The organism is Vibrio sp. QJM3NY_26 (genome assembly GCF_057786005.1).
In genome coordinates this window covers 1,350,168-1,366,856 of record NZ_CM173515.1, presented here as the reverse complement: position 1 = coordinate 1,366,856, position 16,689 = coordinate 1,350,168, and the positions used below count along the sequence as shown (strand labels likewise).

Here is a 16,689-nt window from a genome sequence, read left to right as displayed (position 1 = left end):
TTCTGTCAAGAATTGCAATTCAAACGCTGAAGCTAGCGCCTGTTACGACTTTTGACTTCGGTAAATTATGCTTTTTCAGCTTCAGCAATTTTCACTTTCCACGTATCAGGGCCGATCTGGTGCGCGTTCACGCCGTTAGAGTCAACCGCGACCGTTACCGGCATGTCTTCAACTTCAAACTCGTAAATCGCTTCCATACCGAGATCTTCAAACGCAACCACGCGTGCTTTTTTAATTGCTTTCGCGACTAAATAAGCTGCACCGCCAACCGCCATCAGGTAAACCGATTTATGTTGTTTGATTGACTCTACCGTTGCAGGGCCACGTTCTGCTTTACCAATCATGCCCATAATGCCTGTTTCTTCTAGCATCATGTCAGTGAACTTATCCATACGAGTAGAGGTTGTTGGGCCAGCAGGACCAACCGCTTCATCGCGTACCGCATCAACAGGGCCTACGTAGTAAATGAACTTACCTTTCAGGTCAACGCCTTCTGGTAGGCCTTCACCACTTTCAAGCATGCCTTGAATACGCTTATGCGCTGCATCACGACCGGTTAAGATCTTGCCTGATAGAAGAACTGTTTCGCCTGTCTTCCACTCTTGTACGTCTTCTTTGGTTATTTCATCAAGGTTAACACGGCGTGTATTTGCGCCCGCTTCCCAAGTGATGTCTGGCCACTCTTCTAACTTAGGTGGTGTTAGCTCTGCTGGGCCGCTGCCGTCTAATGTGAAGTGTACGTGACGCGTTGCCGCACAGTTAGGGATCAAACATACTGGCTTAGACGCAGCATGCGTTGGCGCTGTTTTGATTTTTACGTCCACGACAGTGGTTAGACCGCCAAGACCTTGTGCACCAATACCAAGCTTGTTTACACGGTTGAAGATATCAAGACGAAGCTCTTCTTCAGCGTTCTCTGGACCTTTGTCGATAAGGTCTTGGATATCGATGTGTTCCATCAGAGATTCTTTCGCTAGTACCGCTGCTTTTTCAGCCGTACCGCCAATACCTATACCTAGCATGCCCGGTGGACACCAACCAGCACCCATCGTTGGCAGCGTTTTCTCTACCCACTCTGCAATGTCATCAGAAGGATTTAGCATGACCATCTTGGTTTTGTTCTCAGAACCGCCGCCTTTTGCCGCGATTTGAATTTCAACTTTGTTGCCTGGAACCATATTAATGTGAACAACCGCTGGTGTGTTGTCTTTTGTATTAATACGCTTACCTGCAGGGTCCATTAGGACAGATGCACGCAATGGGTTATCTGGATTGTTGTAAGCTTGACGAACGCCTTCATCAACCATCTGTTGTACTGTTTGATCCGTTTCCCACCTAACATCCATACCGATGTTCACGAAACAAGTAACAATACCCGTATCCTGACAAATTGGACGATGGCCTTCCGCAGACATACGCGAGTTAATCAGAATCTGAGCGATAGCATCTTTTGCTGCTTGGCTCTCTTCTTTCTCATACGCTTTTTCTAGGGCTTGGACAAAGTCTAAAGGGTGATAATAAGAAATGTACTGAAGTGCGTCAGCGACACTGCTGATCACATCTTGCTTACGAATAACCGTCATTGCATGCCTCTTTATTGTTCTGGTTCCATGTGGGTTCATGGTTTGACTGTTCAGGCCTAATTGGCTTAGCTTTTTATTGTGTTGAGCTGTATTTAGTTGCTTTAGCAATCGCTTGCATAGCTGTAAACTAAACCACTTGTATTACACCGTTCTAATCAAGAACCCATTTTATTTTCAATTTATGATACTCTTGCTTCCTCTCACACGCCATGCAGTGATCGAACTCTTTGTCACAAATTAAACAAATGAATAACAACGAATTTCGCTCTATCCAAATCAAGCCGCTTGAATATCAATCAACTTTAGCTAAACAGCTGTTTTCCCATATTGAAAACCTACCGTGGGCAATGCTATTACGCTCTGCTTCAGAAAGCCACGTTGATAGTCGATACGACATTTTAGTTGCTCAACCCATCGCCACCTTCGAGACAATCGGTGCAGAAACGACCGTTAATGTTAATGAGACGTGCGAGGTTTCAGAGTCAGACCCTTTCGAACTACTCGACCAATATCAGCAGCAATTGCTACCCGCAACCAGTGAGCATCCTGAACTGCCTTTCACTGGCGGCGCTTTAGGCTATTTTAGTTACGATTTAGGGCGACGAGTAGAAGCTCTGCCCTCTCTTGCTAAGCGTGATATTTCTGCGCCAGATATGGCGGTTGGCTTGTATGAGTGGGCTGTGATCGTTGATCACAAACTGAAGGCGGCATGTATTGTCGGCCAAAATATTGATTCACATCTCGATTGGTTAACCTCGCAGTCAAAGCACAATGCAGTAATCCAACCTGCCTTTGGATTAACGACGCCATGGCAATCCAACATGAGTCAAGATAGCTATGCGAACAAGTTCGATAGTGTTCAAGAGTACCTGTTATCCGGCGATTGCTATCAGATTAACTTGGCTCAGCGTTTTCGTGCCGATTACCAAGGCAGCGAATGGCTCGCCTATGAAAAGTTAGAGCAATACAATTCGGCACCCTTTTCTGGCTTCATCCGTTTGGCCGACTGCGCAATCATCAGTGTTTCGCCTGAACGATTCTTAGAACTCAATAGTGGCACCATTGAAACAAAACCGATCAAAGGCACACGCCCTCGTTCTGAAAACCCTATGATTGATGATGCCAACGCACAAGACCTGGTCAACGCCGATAAAGATCAGGCAGAAAACTTGATGATCGTCGACCTGCTTCGTAATGATATTGGCCGAGTCGCAAAGCCGGGATCGGTTCATGTACCAAAGCTCTTCGATATTGAAAGCTTCCCTGCCGTGCACCACTTAGTGAGCACGATACGAGCAGAGCTTGATAACCAATACTCTGCAACTGACCTTCTGAGAGCCTGTTTCCCTGGAGGGTCGATTACCGGAGCACCAAAAGTGCGAGCAATGCAGATCATTGAAGAGTTAGAACCCCATCGACGCTCCGCTTATTGCGGCAGCATCGGCTACATCAGCCGAAATGGCAGAATGGATACCAGCATTACCATTCGTACATTAGTTGCTGAAAACAACACGCTATATGCGTGGGCTGGCGGCGGTGTGGTGTTCGATAGTGACTGTGCCTCTGAATACCAAGAGACGCTCGATAAGCTAAGTCGCATTCTGCCTGTGCTTGAAGAATGCTAAGCATAACGTCATTAACTGACAGTTTCGCTGCTTAACGGCCAGTAAAAGCTCTATATAAGAAGAAACCGAAATAAAAAGAAACCGAAGGATCGTAAGATCACTTCGGTTTTTTTAGTCTCTGAGCCAGAGCGTGTGAATGACCACTTCTGACTAGCGATGCTTAATTAACAATCTTTAGGTTACCTTAGTTAAAAAGCTCTAAGCTACTTTAGTTAACAAACTCTAAGTTACTTTAGCTAACAAGCTCTAAGTTACTTTCGCAGGCGTAACACCCCACTTCTTGAGCATCTCTTTAAGGTCGTTGGCCGTATAAGGCTTACTAAGAATGTCATCCATTCCACATTGAATACAGCGTTCCCGCTCTTCAAGCGTCGTTCCGGCAGTCAGTGCAACTATAGACTTCGAATACCCTTTATTTCTTAGCTTCTCTGTCGCTTCAAAGCCGTCCATAACTGGCATTCTGCAATCCATGAACACAATGTCGTAGTCATTATCTGAGGCTAGCTCGAGTCCTTCTACACCGTTACTTGCAATAACAGGTTCAATCTCATGTTTACGTAACATTTGTTGGATGATGATCTGGTTCATCTTAATATCATCAACTACGAGCACTTCAAGCAGTGACAATTCGACTTCAGATTCAAAGCCTTTGGCGACACTATCGCTCTCTGCTGGTACGTCGACAACCTGAAGAGGAATCGAGATGGTAAACGTAGTACCTGAGCCAACAATACTGGTCACCCCAATATCGCCATTCATTAAAGCCACCAGCTTACGACAAATCGCTAACCCAAGCCCGGTACCCTCGTAGTTTCGGCTACTTGAGTTATCCGCCTGAGTAAAAGGTTCAAACAGCGTCTTATGTGCAGATTCGGCAATGCCTACCCCAGTATCTTCCACTGAGAAAACAAACTGGTTTTTGTCCCACTCAATATCGACATTGACGTGCCCCTCTTCTGTAAATTTGATCGCATTACCGATTAAGTTTACAAACAGTTGCGTGATACGCTCTAAATCGCCTTGGAAATGAGAAGGTACGTTAGATGCGACACTGATATTAAATTCGATCTGCTTCTCAATCGCGCGATTGACGAAGATACTTTCAATCGTATTTCTCAAATCATGCAACGCAAATTTCTTGGGAATAAGATCCAACATCCCTGCATTGATTTTGCTGAAATCAAGCAAATCATTAATGATGGTTCTGAGAAACTCTCCAGATTGGCTCAGGTTATTCACTATTTCACGCTGAGAACTGCTGAGTTCGGTATCGCTGATCAATTCTGCACTACCTAGCAAACCATTAAGCGGAGTTCTTAATTCATGGTTAATCATGGCCACAAAGTCGCGCGTTGCCCTCTCGGACTCTTCCGCTCGTTTACGTGACTCAACATTTCGATTGATAGCAAGCTGATGAGTTAATGCACTGCAGATAAGGTCAGTCACTAACAACAGTTGGCTTTGAATGAATTCGTAGTCTTGGTCTAACAACCTGACCTTCACGATTAACGCACCGACTATGACCTTTTCGACCTCTAATGGCACCGTTAGCAAGTTGCCTTGCCAATGAGGTTCTTGAATGTATTGCTCTATCACCTCGACGGCTTCGTCACCATAGTCATAGGTATGTAACTGAGGCATCAGCTTGGGAGGCAAAATCAAACGACTGGCTTCGATCAAGTAACTGTTGGTCACATTCATCGTCAATTGTGACAACATGACGTCATCGAGATCATTTCTAAGGAACGCTCGCCCGAAATCAATCAACAAGTTGTCGATTTGTTCTTGGAATTCAATACGACGTATATTCGCATTGGAGCGCTTTTCTAACTGACGCAGAGCAAGTTCAAGCTGTTGGTTAGCCTCAAACAGTTCGAGGCTCTTTTGTTCCAACAACACTTCAGCCGCTTTCCTGGCCGCGATTTGACGCTTAAGTTTCTTCTCTATGGCAGATGCCGGATCCATATCACTTTTCTACTTTGAGATTAAACCTAACCACGCTTTGGTCATCATTTTGCGGCGTCATTTCAACCGCGATAGATTCACCGTGGTATTCAGCGCACCCTTCAATAAGCCCTAAGCAAACGTGAGACATGCACCTTGCGCTTTTATAGTCAAAAACAAGCTGTGCTTCAGTCGTGGTAATAAAGCTGAATTCAGGCGGCTCCGCATCAGGGTAGAGCTTCTTCACTTCTACGTGAATATAGCGCTCTACGTGTTGAATAAATTGAAAGGTGGTCGTGCTATGAGCAAGGCTCGCTTTATTAGGCAGCGAGGCCAATAAGTTCTTAAAGACTGACTGCCCAAAAACACGCTGTAAACTGGCTGCATCAATATCGGTTTTCTTACTCAAGTTGATAATCAACCTGACAAGGTCTTTGTGGTCATAGCTTCCGACCGACGTGTAGATCCCTTCGTCTTCTGACATCTCTAAAACTTCTTCCAAAAGCTCTAGCCCAAACTTGTCTTCAACAAGCTCTAAAAATTCGGTGAATATGATTCCTTTCATTTCATACCTTTTCTTCTATTTCTTTTTAGAATGGTCTACTAAGTTATTGTTATCAAATTCTTAAACAAAAAAACTACGTTTCATCACCTAATTTTATGACATGGGTAACGCTTACTCGGAAATGTACAAATATTGAATATAGCAAAACCCCTCGTTTGAGGAGATGAATAACTGCCCCCTCCCCTTTATTATGCTTAGTTAATGACTGAACTAAGGGTAAGTAAATGAAGACAAACTCAAAATTGGTAATCAGCCCACGGTTATGCCTATACTTAAAATCATAATAATCAATATATTGGCTTGATATGAATAAAGAAAACTTCCTTCAACAGTTCCAGCTTAACCCTACGGTTGGCTATCATCCTGAATCTGTAGAGCGTGTTTCGCATATCAGTGGCGATCAATTGCGCAAAGCGGCAGTGGTGGTCGGTTTAGTAGAACGAGAAGATGGTTTACATGTCATTTTTACTAAAAGAGCCGCTCATTTAAAGCATCATCCAGGCCAAGTCAGCTTTCCTGGGGGAAAACACGAACTTTCCGACCCTTCTATGCAATTCACTGCACTTAGAGAACTCCACGAAGAGGTGGGAATTCGATCGGATCAAGTTAAAATTGTTGGCCAATTACCTGCATTGAGTACTATTAGTAAATTTTCTGTGACACCGATTGTTGCAATGGTCGATCCTGACTATGAAGCCATCATCGATGAGAACGAAGTAGCCTCGATTTTTGAGGTGCCTGCCACCTATGTTTTAGACCAAGCTAAGTTACACAGCCACACAGTTAACTTTAAACAAATCAAGCATCGTGTTTTTGCGATGCCCTTCGAAGAGCACCTAATTTGGGGCGTTACAGCTCAAATCATCCAATCTCTGCAGCGACATGTAGTGCAACAAATTACATAGCAACTACGTTTTGTTTAATCTCTGTTAACAAAATCCAGCCTTTCTATAGAACAGATTTATTAATGCAATTTTACGCAAACGTTTTCTTGGTATAAATCTGAACAACCCCACCTTTCGCATAATAAAAACTAATACCTAGCATGAGCATAAATCACCTGTAGCACGCCAATTTCGTGATCAAAAATCCGTTTTTCGCATATCATGTGACACGCCGTTTCATTACATGATTTAGATCTATTTTTTACAGAAGAAAATTCTGCAGAATTAGCCCCAACTTATTTCCTGTTCCCAAAAAATGAGTAATTTAACATGAACACAACAACTTCTTCGGCAAATGCCGTTAAAGATTCAAGCAAGTTTAACTATAAAGATTTTACCTGGTGTTTATCACTATTCGGTACAGCAGTTGGTGCTGGCGTACTATTCCTTCCAATCAAAGCTGGTGCGGGTGGTTTTTGGCCATTAGTTATCCTAGCTCTAATCGCGGCACCAATGACTTGGTTCGCACACAAATCTCTAGCTCGTTTCGTACTGTCTGCTAAAAACCCTGAAGCTGATATTACAGACACAGTTGAAGAGCACTTCGGTAAGACTGGCGCAAACATTATTACTTTTGCTTACTTTTTCGCTATCTACCCAATCGTTCTTATCTACGGTGTTGGTATCACAAACACGGTTGATTCTTTCCTAGTAAACCAAATGGGTATGGAATCTATTCCACGTCCTCTTCTTTCTGGTGCACTGATCCTTGCTATGACAGCAGGTGTTGTATTCGGTAAAGAACTGATGCTTAAAGCAACTTCAGCAATGGTTTACCCACTAGTATTCGTCCTACTAGCGCTGTCTTTCTACCTAGTTCCTGAATGGAACACTTCAATGATGGAAACAAGCCCAGAATGGTCTTCAATGCCTTCTATTATCTGGCTTGCGATTCCAATCATCGTGTTCTCTTTCAACCACAGCCCAATCATTTCACAGTTCTCTAAAGAGCAACGTCGTGTATACGGTGAAGACGCAGTTAAGAAAACTGACGCGATCACTGGCGGCGCAGCAATGATGCTGATGGGTTTTGTAATGTTCTTCGTATTCTCTGTAGTGCTTTCTCTATCTCCAGAGCAACTAGCTACAGCACAAGCGCAAAACATCTCTGTACTTTCTTACCTAGCCAACGTTCACGAGTCTCCACTTATCTCTTACATGGGTCCTCTAGTAGCGTTCGCAGCGATTACTTCTAGCTACTTCGGTCACTTCCTAGGTGCTCATGAAGGTCTTGTTGGTCTAATCAAGTCTCGCTCTGGTTCTTCAATCAGCACGATTGAGAAAGCATCTCTAGCGTTCATCGTTGTTACAACTTGGATTGTTGCGGTAGTTAACCCAAGCATCCTAGGTATGATTGAAACAATGGGTGCTCCAATGATTGCAGCTATCCTGTTCCTGATGCCTGTATTCGCGATGCAGAAAGTACCAGCAATGGCTAAGTACAAAACTTCAGCACCTGTGCAAATCTTTACAGCTTTATGTGGTCTAGCGGCTATTAGTTCTGTAATCTACGGCGCTCTTTAATCTCAAGCCTTTTTTATAAGATGGCATCCATCTTATATCGCGAGATTAGACAAAAAATATAATGATAATAAATGAGCCTCCCTACTCCCCTTGGGAGGCTCTCTTTTTGAGGTAATCGCTATGATTAGTGTATTTGATATCTATAAAATCGGTGTTGGTCCATCGAGCTCACACACAGTTGGACCAATGAAAGCGGGTAAAGAGTTTATTGATGACCTACGTTCAATGGGAAAATTGCGCGACATCACTAAAATCACCGTGGACGTATATGGATCACTATCACTGACAGGGAAAGGTCACCACACAGATATCGCAATCATCATGGGTCTTGCTGGCAATACTCCTGAGAAAGTGGATATCGACTCTATCGCAGGTTTCATTGCTCGCGTAGAAGAAACTGAACGTCTACCTGTTGGTATGCACTGTCATACTGTTTCGTTCCCGAAAGATGGCGGAATGAATTTCCATACTTCGAACCTTTCTCTACACGAGAATGGCATGAGCATTCATGCTTGGGTTGATGACGAAGTAGCTTACTCAAAAACGTACTACTCAATTGGTGGCGGTTTCATCGTTGACGAAGAGAGCTTCGGCAAAGAAGAAGAAAACCCAATTAAAGCACCATACGAATTCACAACAGCTGAAGAGCTGGTTAATCAGTGTAAAGAAAGCGGTCTTTCTATCAGTACACTGGTTATGAAAAACCAAGCGGCTTTCCACTCAGACGAAGAGTCTCGCACTTACTTCGCTAACATCTGGAGAACGATGCGCGAGTGTATGGATCGCGGTATGAATACTGAAGGTATCTTGCCTGGTCCACTGCGTGTTCCTCGTCGTGCAGCTTCACTTCGCCAACTTCTGATTACTTCAGAAAAAACAACCAACGATCCAATGACGGTTGTTGATTGGGTGAACATGTTTGCTTTCGCAGTAAATGAAGAAAACGCTGCTGGCGGTCGTGTAGTAACAGCACCGACAAACGGCGCGTGTGGCATTATCCCTGCGGTATTGGCTTACTACGATAAGTTCATTCAAACAGTAACTGAGAAAGACTACATCCGTTACTTCGCAGCTTCTGGTGCGATCGGTGGTCTTTACAAGCGTAATGCTTCTATCTCTGGTGCTGAAGTTGGCTGTCAGGGCGAAGTTGGCGTGGCATGTTCTATGGCTGCTGCTGGTCTTGCTGAGCTTATGGGTGGTAGCCCAGAGCAAGTATGTATGGCTGCAGAAATCGGCATGGAGCACAACCTAGGTCTAACGTGTGACCCAGTTGCTGGCCAAGTACAAGTACCATGTATCGAGCGTAACGGTATTGCTGCAGTGAAAGCAATCAACTCAACTCGTATGGCACTTCGTCGCTCTTCTGCTCCTACTGTTTCTCTAGATAAAGTTATCGAAACAATGCTAGAAACAGGTAAAGACATGAACGCTAAATACCGTGAGACGTCTCAAGGTGGTTTGGCTGTTAAGGTGGTTTGTTAATTAGCATTAGTTTGTTAATAGCTTTTGAATCAATCTGCTTTTAATAAGCAGATAATAAAAAGGAACGCCAATGCGTTCCTTTTTTTGTATCTGAAGCTTTTGTAGCTGAAACTTGGTGACTAGGGCGTGTTGATCTTTCGAGCTGATTTTTGCAGCGAGTTGCTGGGTATTTATACAAGGCAGAGGCGTCGATGTGTAGCTAGCCTACATGAGAAGCCGATAACGTAGTAGAAATGGCCAGCAAACGCTGCCCGAAGGGTTCGGCTAAAAGCGTTTTACTCTTTGTTGAGGGGGATTTGCTTAGAGTGACTAGGCTACTTCCCCCCTCGCCGCGATTAAAACGCTTTTATCTCGAACAAAATTTAACCACGAAAGGTCAACACGCCCTAATTATTCAACCACCAAATTGTTTTGTTAGATCACTTGTGAGACAAGCAAGAAGCAACCAAATAGCAATGAGAAAAGCAACATTGGTCGGCCACCTTCAGCGCTGTATCTGTCTTCCGCTACTTTCATAAAGCGTTGCTTATGAACCATAACCAGAGGAACAAAGACCGCCAAGAACACTAAGATGATGCCTGCATAGTTCAACACTTGTAGGAACTTGTCCGCAGCAAACAGTGAGCCCGCCAGCGGCAAGATGAAACTAATGCAGTACGTTACCGCGGTGTTTTGATTGAACATGTCTTTGTTCTGGTTGAACAACGCCATTGCTACACCAAAGAAAGAGGTCAACAACGCCAAGCCAGTGAAGGTAGACAGAACGTTACCCACCCAAGGAGACTGAGCCTCAAACGCCGCCATCAAATCTGATACGTTCTTGAAGCTTCTGAATTGCTCTTCGCTCAAGTTACCGACTACCGCAAACAACCAACACAAGTAGCACACTAATGGGATCAGAGAACCGACGATCACCATGTTACGCAGCTGTTTGTCTGTCGCTTCGTGGTTGTAAGAAACCAAGGTTGGAATCACAACCATAAAGCCAAAGCTCGTAAACAGGATGGCACTGGTTTTGATTAGATCAACGTTGTCATGGCTGGTTACCTGCATCAAGTTTTCTTGAGTCATGCTCGGCGCTAAGAACACCATGGTTGCAAACAAGCTAGCAAGCATCACGAAGAACAGTGCACGGTTGAGTTTATCAATCACACTGGTGCCACTTGCGACAACGGCACCTGCAAGCAAGGTAAACACGATTTGGCTCGTGGTCGCGGTGATCTCAACGCCAAAGTTAGACAGTAACTTGCTCAGCAAATCACCCGCACCCAGAATGTAGGCCATTAATAGGCAAATCAATAACGCGTAAAGTAGGCCGTTGGTAATCAACTGCCCTTGTTTACCCAAGGTTTTTCGGGCAATTGAGTTTAGTCCTAGACCGCCACCTGCTTTGATGGTCGCTTCTAGAAGTAATAGTGCTGCGTAAGTAGTACCGAAACAGATCAGAACCATCAACAGTGTGCCGTTAAGCAATCCAAATTGAGCTAATACCATTGGGATCGCAAGCATACCAGCACCGAGAGCGGTACCAGCGATAATTAGGGAGCTACCCATCATTTTAATATTCATTGTTTTTAACTTATTTGTTTAGTTTTTATAGATGTGAGTCTTCGTACATCAAGCCGATGACAAAGGAATTCAGATAGAAATAGAGTTATAAAACGAATAACAATAGGAGCGATAAGCGGTAAAGAAGCGTGCAGAGACGTGGTCGAACAAGGTGTTCAAAGGGGAGCTTGTCTTAAAAGAGGTAAAACGAGAAACGTGAGTTTGCGTTAACTGATGTGGTGAGCCTTCCGTAGGTTCAATAATCGGTGATGTAATCTTGAATTTCATGTATGTGTCCAATAATTAAGTCACATTCCATAGTAATTGAAGCAGCGTATCCATTGCTGCCCTACCTCTGTCATTAGAGGTGTTTTCATCTTATCGAATGAGCTTTGAAACACAACGCTATAACCACATTTTTTGCTATTAAATTGAACAAAACAGCCATTTGGATATAAATTAACCACCAAACCGCGTAAAACAATAATCATTTATCATAAAAACCAAAGAGAGACACAATGGTCTCTCTTTTTATCCAAACAAAAACATGACATTAAGGCGCAGGGCTATATAAACGAGGTGGACTGCTGTTGGGTAAGTGAATCAGATTTAAGCGATTACGTCTTGCCCATTCGACCGTCAATGAGGTAGGAGCCGACAAACAAACCAAGGTTGCGATTTCAGCACGCACGGCTTTATGGATAAGCTCTAAACTGCAACGACTCGTCATAATGGCGAAACCCGACTTAGGGTTGATCTCGTTCACGGCCATCGCCCCTATTAGTTTATCCAGTGCGTTGTGGCGACCGATGTCTTCACGACAAAGTGAAATTTCACCTTTCGAATTCGCAAACAAAGCGGCATGTAAAGCACCGGATATTTTGGCTGCTTTTTGATGTTCAGCAATTCGCCCTCTCAACCCCTGAAAAACCAGTGGACTGGGTGGTAATGACGATGGCAATGGAACCAGATCCGGAAGTGCTTGTTCAAGCGCCTCAACACCACACAAACCACAGCCTGTCGTTCCAGCCAAGTTACGCCGCTGAGTTTTCATGTCCCAAAAAGCACGGTTGCTGATTTCTACTTGCGCAAAATGAGATTCACCATTGCCACCAATCTCAATATCACGAATCTCACTGAATTTTTTTACAATACCGGTGCTTAAACTAAAACCGCGCACAAAGTCTTCCATGTGACCGGGTGTCACCATCATAACCGCCTGACTGATCCCGTTATAACTGATCGCCAATGCAGATTCGTTTGCCAGAGGTGCATCCACCACCATGCTATAGCCCGTAAGTTCTCGATAGCTCATGGCATTGGGCTGTGGAGGCGCTTGATTAAAATCAGGCAGTTCAATATAGGATTGAGTTATACATCTCATAAAATCACCCGGAAAGACAGTCAGCTTGACGATATCGACTCAGACTGAAAACGTTACTTATTAAACCAGTATTACTGATTAAATAGACATCACTGGTTAAACAAACATCACTGATTAAACAAGTGTTTTGCTTCAGCAAAGCACTGATCAGTGAGTGCCGAATAAGGTTCTTGTTTACGCTTAAGTAGACCGAGAGGCGAATGCACCACGGCTTTTTCTATCGGTACGATACGCAATTGTTCATTGAGCTCTTCCAATCCAGAGTTAAGCGGCATAACAGCACAGCACAGGCCACTGGTAACGGCTTGGATCAGGTGAAACGTAGAGTTACTTTCAATCAAAGTCTGCGGAACTAGGCCTTTACTACCAAAGCTCAAATCAATCGAATGACGATAATGCATGCCTTTAGACAAAAGCCCCAAAGGAATGCTATTGAGTGATTCCCATAAGACTTCCGACTCAGCAAAATCAAAGAATCGGCTGTCATACAGAATGCCTAAATCCGTCGAGTTCATTTCTATAACGTCAAAATAAGCCGTATTGATCTGGTCGGTGTAACACATGCCTAAATCAAGTTGGTTACGATTGAGCTGGTCTATGATCTGCTCAGATGTCATCGACAAAATTTGAAAGCGAAGTTCAGGGAATTTTTCTGCTAACGGCTTAATCAACTGCATCGGGTTTTGGCTGGCTAAAGGCACCATGCCAACTCTTAGCGAGCCGACCAGTTTACCACGGCAGTTAGCCGCTTCGGCTTGTAAACCGTCATGAGCCGCTAAGACGGTCTTTGCCCAAGCCAATATACGTTCACCCGCTTCGGTAAACCCTTCAAAACGTTGACTTCTTGAAATCAACTCGAGGTCTAACTCTTCTTCTAAACGCCTTATCCTCATCGACAACGTAGGCTGAGTAATATGACAAAGTGTCGCAGCCTGACCAAAGTGTTTCGTTTGATCTAAAGCGATTAAATACTTAAGTTGTTTTATATCCATGAATGATTAGTAAAACCTTGAAATGAAGCGTCTTCTTCGCGTTCGTCGTACATTAACGGTTCTCTGTGATTGAAAATACCTATCACGGGAAATAGCTCAATCTGTAAAGCAACAGCTAAAATAACAACGGTATTTTTGATTTAAATCAAAGTATGCCTAATTTAAATATAGGTCAAATCTAAATTATCTATAGCGTGATAGACAGCAACTATCATGGGAGACTCAGCTATATCAAGGCTGATTAACAAATCTCTCGTAAAATAGAGCTCACATCGCACTGGCTAATAAATTTTATTTATCACAGTGACAAGTCTATTTATCACTGTGACAAAAGCGACACTTTCCATATTTACTCGCCATGATAGATTCTATTTATCACTTAGTCGGCAATATCAATTGGACGCACCGCCCCTTAACGGCATAACCTTTGATTTAGATCATGGCAAACAATTAGCCAGTCTATTTCTAAATATTCAAAGCAGTAAACAGGTATCGATACCAAATAATCAAAACCGTTTTACTCCCGCCTTATTTTTATAACGCGCCTGTTTTTACCGGTTCCCTTGTTTACTGCCGTTCCCACGAGTGAGGAGTGCAGTTGTGAGCCAAAAAGAACAGATAAAAAAATATAAAGGTCCTGCTGGTGGTTGGGGGGCGTTAAAAGCCGTCACTAAGAGTTGGTGGGGCAGCGAAAACGCCATCAAAAACATTCGAACAATGCTTAAAACGAATCAAAACGGTGGTTTTGATTGTCCGGGATGCGCATGGGGTGAATCCCCACACGGCAGTAAAGTGAACTTCTGTGAGAACGGTGCAAAAGCCGTGAACTGGGAAGCCACAAATCGATTTGTGGACCCTGATTTTTTCGCTGAACACAGCGTAACATCCTTGTCATCACAAACAGATTACTGGCTGGAATACCAAGGCCGAATAACCCATCCGATGAAGTACGACGCTGCATCCGACCACTATGTTCCTATCGCGTGGGACGAAGCATTTTCGCTCGTAGCCAAGCATTTGAAACAACTCGACTCCCCACATCAAGCCGAATTTTACACCTCGGGTCGAGCCAGTAATGAAGCGGCATTTTTGTACCAACTCTTCGTCCGTGCGTTTGGAACAAATAACTTCCCAGACTGTTCAAACATGTGCCACGAAGCCAGTGCAATTGGCATGAAAGATACGGTCGGAGTGGGCAAAGGAACCGTGATTTTTGACGACTTTGAAAAAGCAGACGCGATCTTTGTGCTCGGGCAAAACCCAGGTACTAATCACCCCCGCATGCTTGAACCATTGCGTGAAGCGGTAAAACGCGGCGCTCAGGTGATCTGTTTCAATCCATTGAAAGAACGTGGACTTGAACGTTTCCAAAATCCTCAAGTTCCAGTTGAAATGTTAAGCAATGGTTCAAAACCAACCAATACCGCTTTTTTAAGACCAGCATTAGGTGGCGATATGGCGGTCTTTCGTGGGATGGCTAAATATTTGCTGCAATGGGAACGTGATGCGCTCGCAACCGAAGGAAAAGCCATATTTGATCGTCAATTCATCAGCGAACACACCACAGGTATTGATGAATACTTAGCAGAAGTTGATGCGACAACATGGGAGCATATCGCTGAACAATCAGGGTTAGCTTTAAGCGAAATAGAAATGGTCGCAGACATGTACCGCCGTTCAGAAAAGGTGATCATGTGTTGGGCTATGGGGCTAACACAACATCGTCATTCAGTACAAACCATCAAAGAAGTAGCCAATGTGCAATTGTTGCGCGGCAACGTCGGTAAGCCAGGTGCTGGGCTATCACCAGTTAGGGGGCATAGTAATGTCCAAGGCGATCGTACAATGGGCATCGATGAAAAACCGTCAAACCAATTTCTTGATAGCATAGAACGCCGCTTTAACTTCAATGCCCCGCGAGATGTAGGCCACAACACCATACAAGCGATTAAAGCGATGGAGGAAAAACGCTCGAAAGTCTTTATTGGTTTAGGTGGTAATTTTGCGCAAGCCACACCCGATACTCCTCGCACGCATCTGGCGATGAAAAATTGTGACCTAACCGTTCATATCTCAACCAAACTCAATCGCTCTCACCTTGTTACCGGTCAAGATGCCCTGATTCTGCCATGTTTGGGACGTACGGAAATCGATACACAAGCTAATGGGCCACAAGGCATCACCGTCGAAGATACCTTCAGCATGGTTCACATCTCTTACGGACAGCTCGAACCTCGATCAGAGCATTTACGTTCTGAACCAGCCATTGTCGCGGGTATTGCCAATGCCACACTGGGCAGCCATCCAATCGATTGGAATTGGGTCATTCAAGATTATGGACATATTCGAGACCTCATTGCAGATACGATTCCGGGCTTTACTGACTTCAATCAGAAACTGGAAAATCCGGGTGGATTTCATTTAGTCAATCCTGCCGCAAATCGTCAATGGAACACCCTCAGCGGCAAAGCGCAGTTTGGCTCCAGTGAACTGCCAAAACATCTGATTAATGAAGCGGTGTTGCAGGGTGCTAATAAACCCGATTTGATCTTGCAAACCATGCGTTCCCATGACCAATACAACACCACGCTATATGGCTTGAATGATCGGTACCGCGGTGTCTTTGGTATGCGCGAAGTTTTGTTTATCAATGAAGCTGATATATTGAAGCTCGGTTTTGAACCGGGTGACAAGGTCGATATGGTGTCGCTTTGGGAAGATGGTGTAACGAGAAAAGTAAAAGGGTTTACCCTGGTAGCTTATGACGTTCCACAGGGTCAGGCGGCGGCTTACTATCCTGAAACCAACCCTTTGGTTCCTCTAGACAGCTATGGTGAACGAACCTTTACTCCGACCTCAAAATTTATTGCCATCAGATTAGAGAAATCAATCTCTGACGCCATTCCCCTTTCAACCGTCAGTTAACTGGCAGTCGGCAGTCGGCAGTCGGCAGTCGGCAGTCGGCAATTGAAAGTAAAAGTAAAAGTAAAAATCCACCTGTTTTGGCAGGTGGATTTTAATAGTGACGCTTGGCCAGTATAAATACAGTCCGCTGAACATGTTTATTTAAGTCATGTACGTTTATTGGGCTTTTCATA

General features: G+C 44.1%; 11 protein-coding genes. 5 read left to right on the top strand and 6 right to left on the bottom strand.

What is annotated here, in order from left to right; translation table 11 throughout:
* Window positions 1-65: 65 nt before the first annotated feature.
* Window positions 66-1,583 carry a fumarate hydratase gene (locus AC3CH4_RS06125; protein WP_004734730.1) on the bottom strand — a complete coding sequence of 506 codons (1,518 nt, stop codon included), beginning with the start codon at window positions 1,581-1,583 and terminating at the stop codon, window positions 66-68.
* Window positions 1,584-1,828: 245 nt separating this feature from the next.
* Here AC3CH4_RS06125 and pabB point away from each other — a divergent pair, with 245 nt between their 5' ends.
* Window positions 1,829-3,208: an aminodeoxychorismate synthase component I gene (gene pabB, locus AC3CH4_RS06120; protein WP_488543446.1), complete on the top strand. Its 1,380-nt coding sequence runs from the start codon at window positions 1,829-1,831 to the stop codon at window positions 3,206-3,208.
* 246 nt (window positions 3,209-3,454) lie between these two features.
* Here pabB and AC3CH4_RS06115 read toward each other — a convergent pair whose 3' ends face one another.
* Window positions 3,455-5,173 (bottom strand): ATP-binding protein, encoded by a 1,719-nt coding sequence (locus AC3CH4_RS06115; RefSeq protein ID WP_488543445.1) that lies wholly within the window; start codon window positions 5,171-5,173, stop codon window positions 3,455-3,457.
* Window position 5,174: 1 nt separating this feature from the next.
* The gene (locus AC3CH4_RS06110; RefSeq protein ID WP_017080579.1) at window positions 5,175-5,717 is read right to left on the bottom strand and encodes a heme NO-binding domain-containing protein; all 543 of its coding nucleotides are present in this window, start codon (window positions 5,715-5,717) and stop codon (window positions 5,175-5,177) included.
* A gap of 305 nt (window positions 5,718-6,022) precedes the next feature.
* Here AC3CH4_RS06110 and AC3CH4_RS06105 point away from each other — a divergent pair, with 305 nt between their 5' ends.
* The 3 genes from AC3CH4_RS06105 (at window position 6,023) to AC3CH4_RS06095 (ending at window position 9,667) form a co-directional block, all read left to right on the top strand.
* Complete coding sequence (locus tag AC3CH4_RS06105) at window positions 6,023-6,622, top strand: CoA pyrophosphatase (RefSeq protein ID WP_054546557.1); 600 nt, start codon at window positions 6,023-6,025, stop codon at window positions 6,620-6,622.
* 309 nt (window positions 6,623-6,931) lie between these two features.
* The gene (locus AC3CH4_RS06100; RefSeq protein WP_004734718.1) at window positions 6,932-8,185 is read left to right on the top strand and encodes an aromatic amino acid transport family protein; all 1,254 of its coding nucleotides are present in this window, start codon (window positions 6,932-6,934) and stop codon (window positions 8,183-8,185) included.
* A 120-nt stretch (window positions 8,186-8,305) separates the two neighbouring features.
* A complete protein-coding gene (locus tag AC3CH4_RS06095; protein WP_054546558.1) occupies window positions 8,306-9,667 on the top strand; it encodes an L-serine ammonia-lyase in 1,362 nt (453 codons plus the stop codon).
* A gap of 414 nt (window positions 9,668-10,081) precedes the next feature.
* On the opposite strand, the gene AC3CH4_RS06090 is transcribed toward AC3CH4_RS06095, so the two are convergent.
* The 3 genes from AC3CH4_RS06090 to AC3CH4_RS06080 form a co-directional block, all read right to left on the bottom strand.
* A complete protein-coding gene (locus AC3CH4_RS06090) occupies window positions 10,082-11,224 on the bottom strand; it encodes an amino acid permease (protein ID WP_488543619.1) in 1,143 nt (380 codons plus the stop codon).
* Window positions 11,225-11,768: 544 nt separating this feature from the next.
* Window positions 11,769-12,599 carry a formate dehydrogenase accessory sulfurtransferase FdhD gene (fdhD, locus tag AC3CH4_RS06085; RefSeq protein WP_102446893.1) on the bottom strand — a complete coding sequence of 277 codons (831 nt, stop codon included), beginning with the start codon at window positions 12,597-12,599 and terminating at the stop codon, window positions 11,769-11,771.
* Between the two features lie 107 nt (window positions 12,600-12,706).
* The gene (locus AC3CH4_RS06080; RefSeq protein ID WP_488543444.1) at window positions 12,707-13,591 is read right to left on the bottom strand and encodes a LysR family global transcriptional regulator AcsS; all 885 of its coding nucleotides are present in this window, start codon (window positions 13,589-13,591) and stop codon (window positions 12,707-12,709) included.
* A gap of 600 nt (window positions 13,592-14,191) precedes the next feature.
* Here AC3CH4_RS06080 and AC3CH4_RS06075 point away from each other — a divergent pair.
* Complete coding sequence (locus AC3CH4_RS06075; RefSeq protein WP_488543443.1) at window positions 14,192-16,516, top strand: FdhF/YdeP family oxidoreductase; 2,325 nt, start codon at window positions 14,192-14,194, stop codon at window positions 16,514-16,516.
* The last annotated feature ends 173 nt before the right edge of the window (window positions 16,517-16,689 follow it).

Bases quoted from the DNA above. Each gene is read 5' to 3' on its own strand.
- AC3CH4_RS06115 (WP_488543445.1), bottom strand. From the start codon at position 5,173: ATGGATCCGGCATCTGCCATAGAGAAGAAACTTAAGCGTCAAATCGCG.
- AC3CH4_RS06080 (WP_488543444.1), bottom strand. From the start codon at position 13,591: ATGGATATAAAACAACTTAAGTATTTAATCGCTTTAGATCAAACGAAA.
- pabB (WP_488543446.1), top strand. From the start codon at position 1,829: ATGAATAACAACGAATTTCGCTCTATCCAAATCAAGCCGCTTGAATAT.
- AC3CH4_RS06090 (WP_488543619.1), bottom strand. From the start codon at position 11,224: ATGATGGGTAGCTCCCTAATTATCGCTGGTACCGCTCTCGGTGCTGGT.
- fdhD (WP_102446893.1), bottom strand. From the start codon at position 12,599: ATGAGATGTATAACTCAATCCTATATTGAACTGCCTGATTTTAATCAA.
- AC3CH4_RS06100 (WP_004734718.1), top strand. From the start codon at position 6,932: ATGAACACAACAACTTCTTCGGCAAATGCCGTTAAAGATTCAAGCAAG.
- AC3CH4_RS06095 (WP_054546558.1), top strand. From the start codon at position 8,306: ATGATTAGTGTATTTGATATCTATAAAATCGGTGTTGGTCCATCGAGC.
- AC3CH4_RS06105 (WP_054546557.1), top strand. From the start codon at position 6,023: ATGAATAAAGAAAACTTCCTTCAACAGTTCCAGCTTAACCCTACGGTT.
- AC3CH4_RS06110 (WP_017080579.1), bottom strand. From the start codon at position 5,717: ATGAAAGGAATCATATTCACCGAATTTTTAGAGCTTGTTGAAGACAAG.
- AC3CH4_RS06125 (WP_004734730.1), bottom strand. From the start codon at position 1,583: ATGACGGTTATTCGTAAGCAAGATGTGATCAGCAGTGTCGCTGACGCA.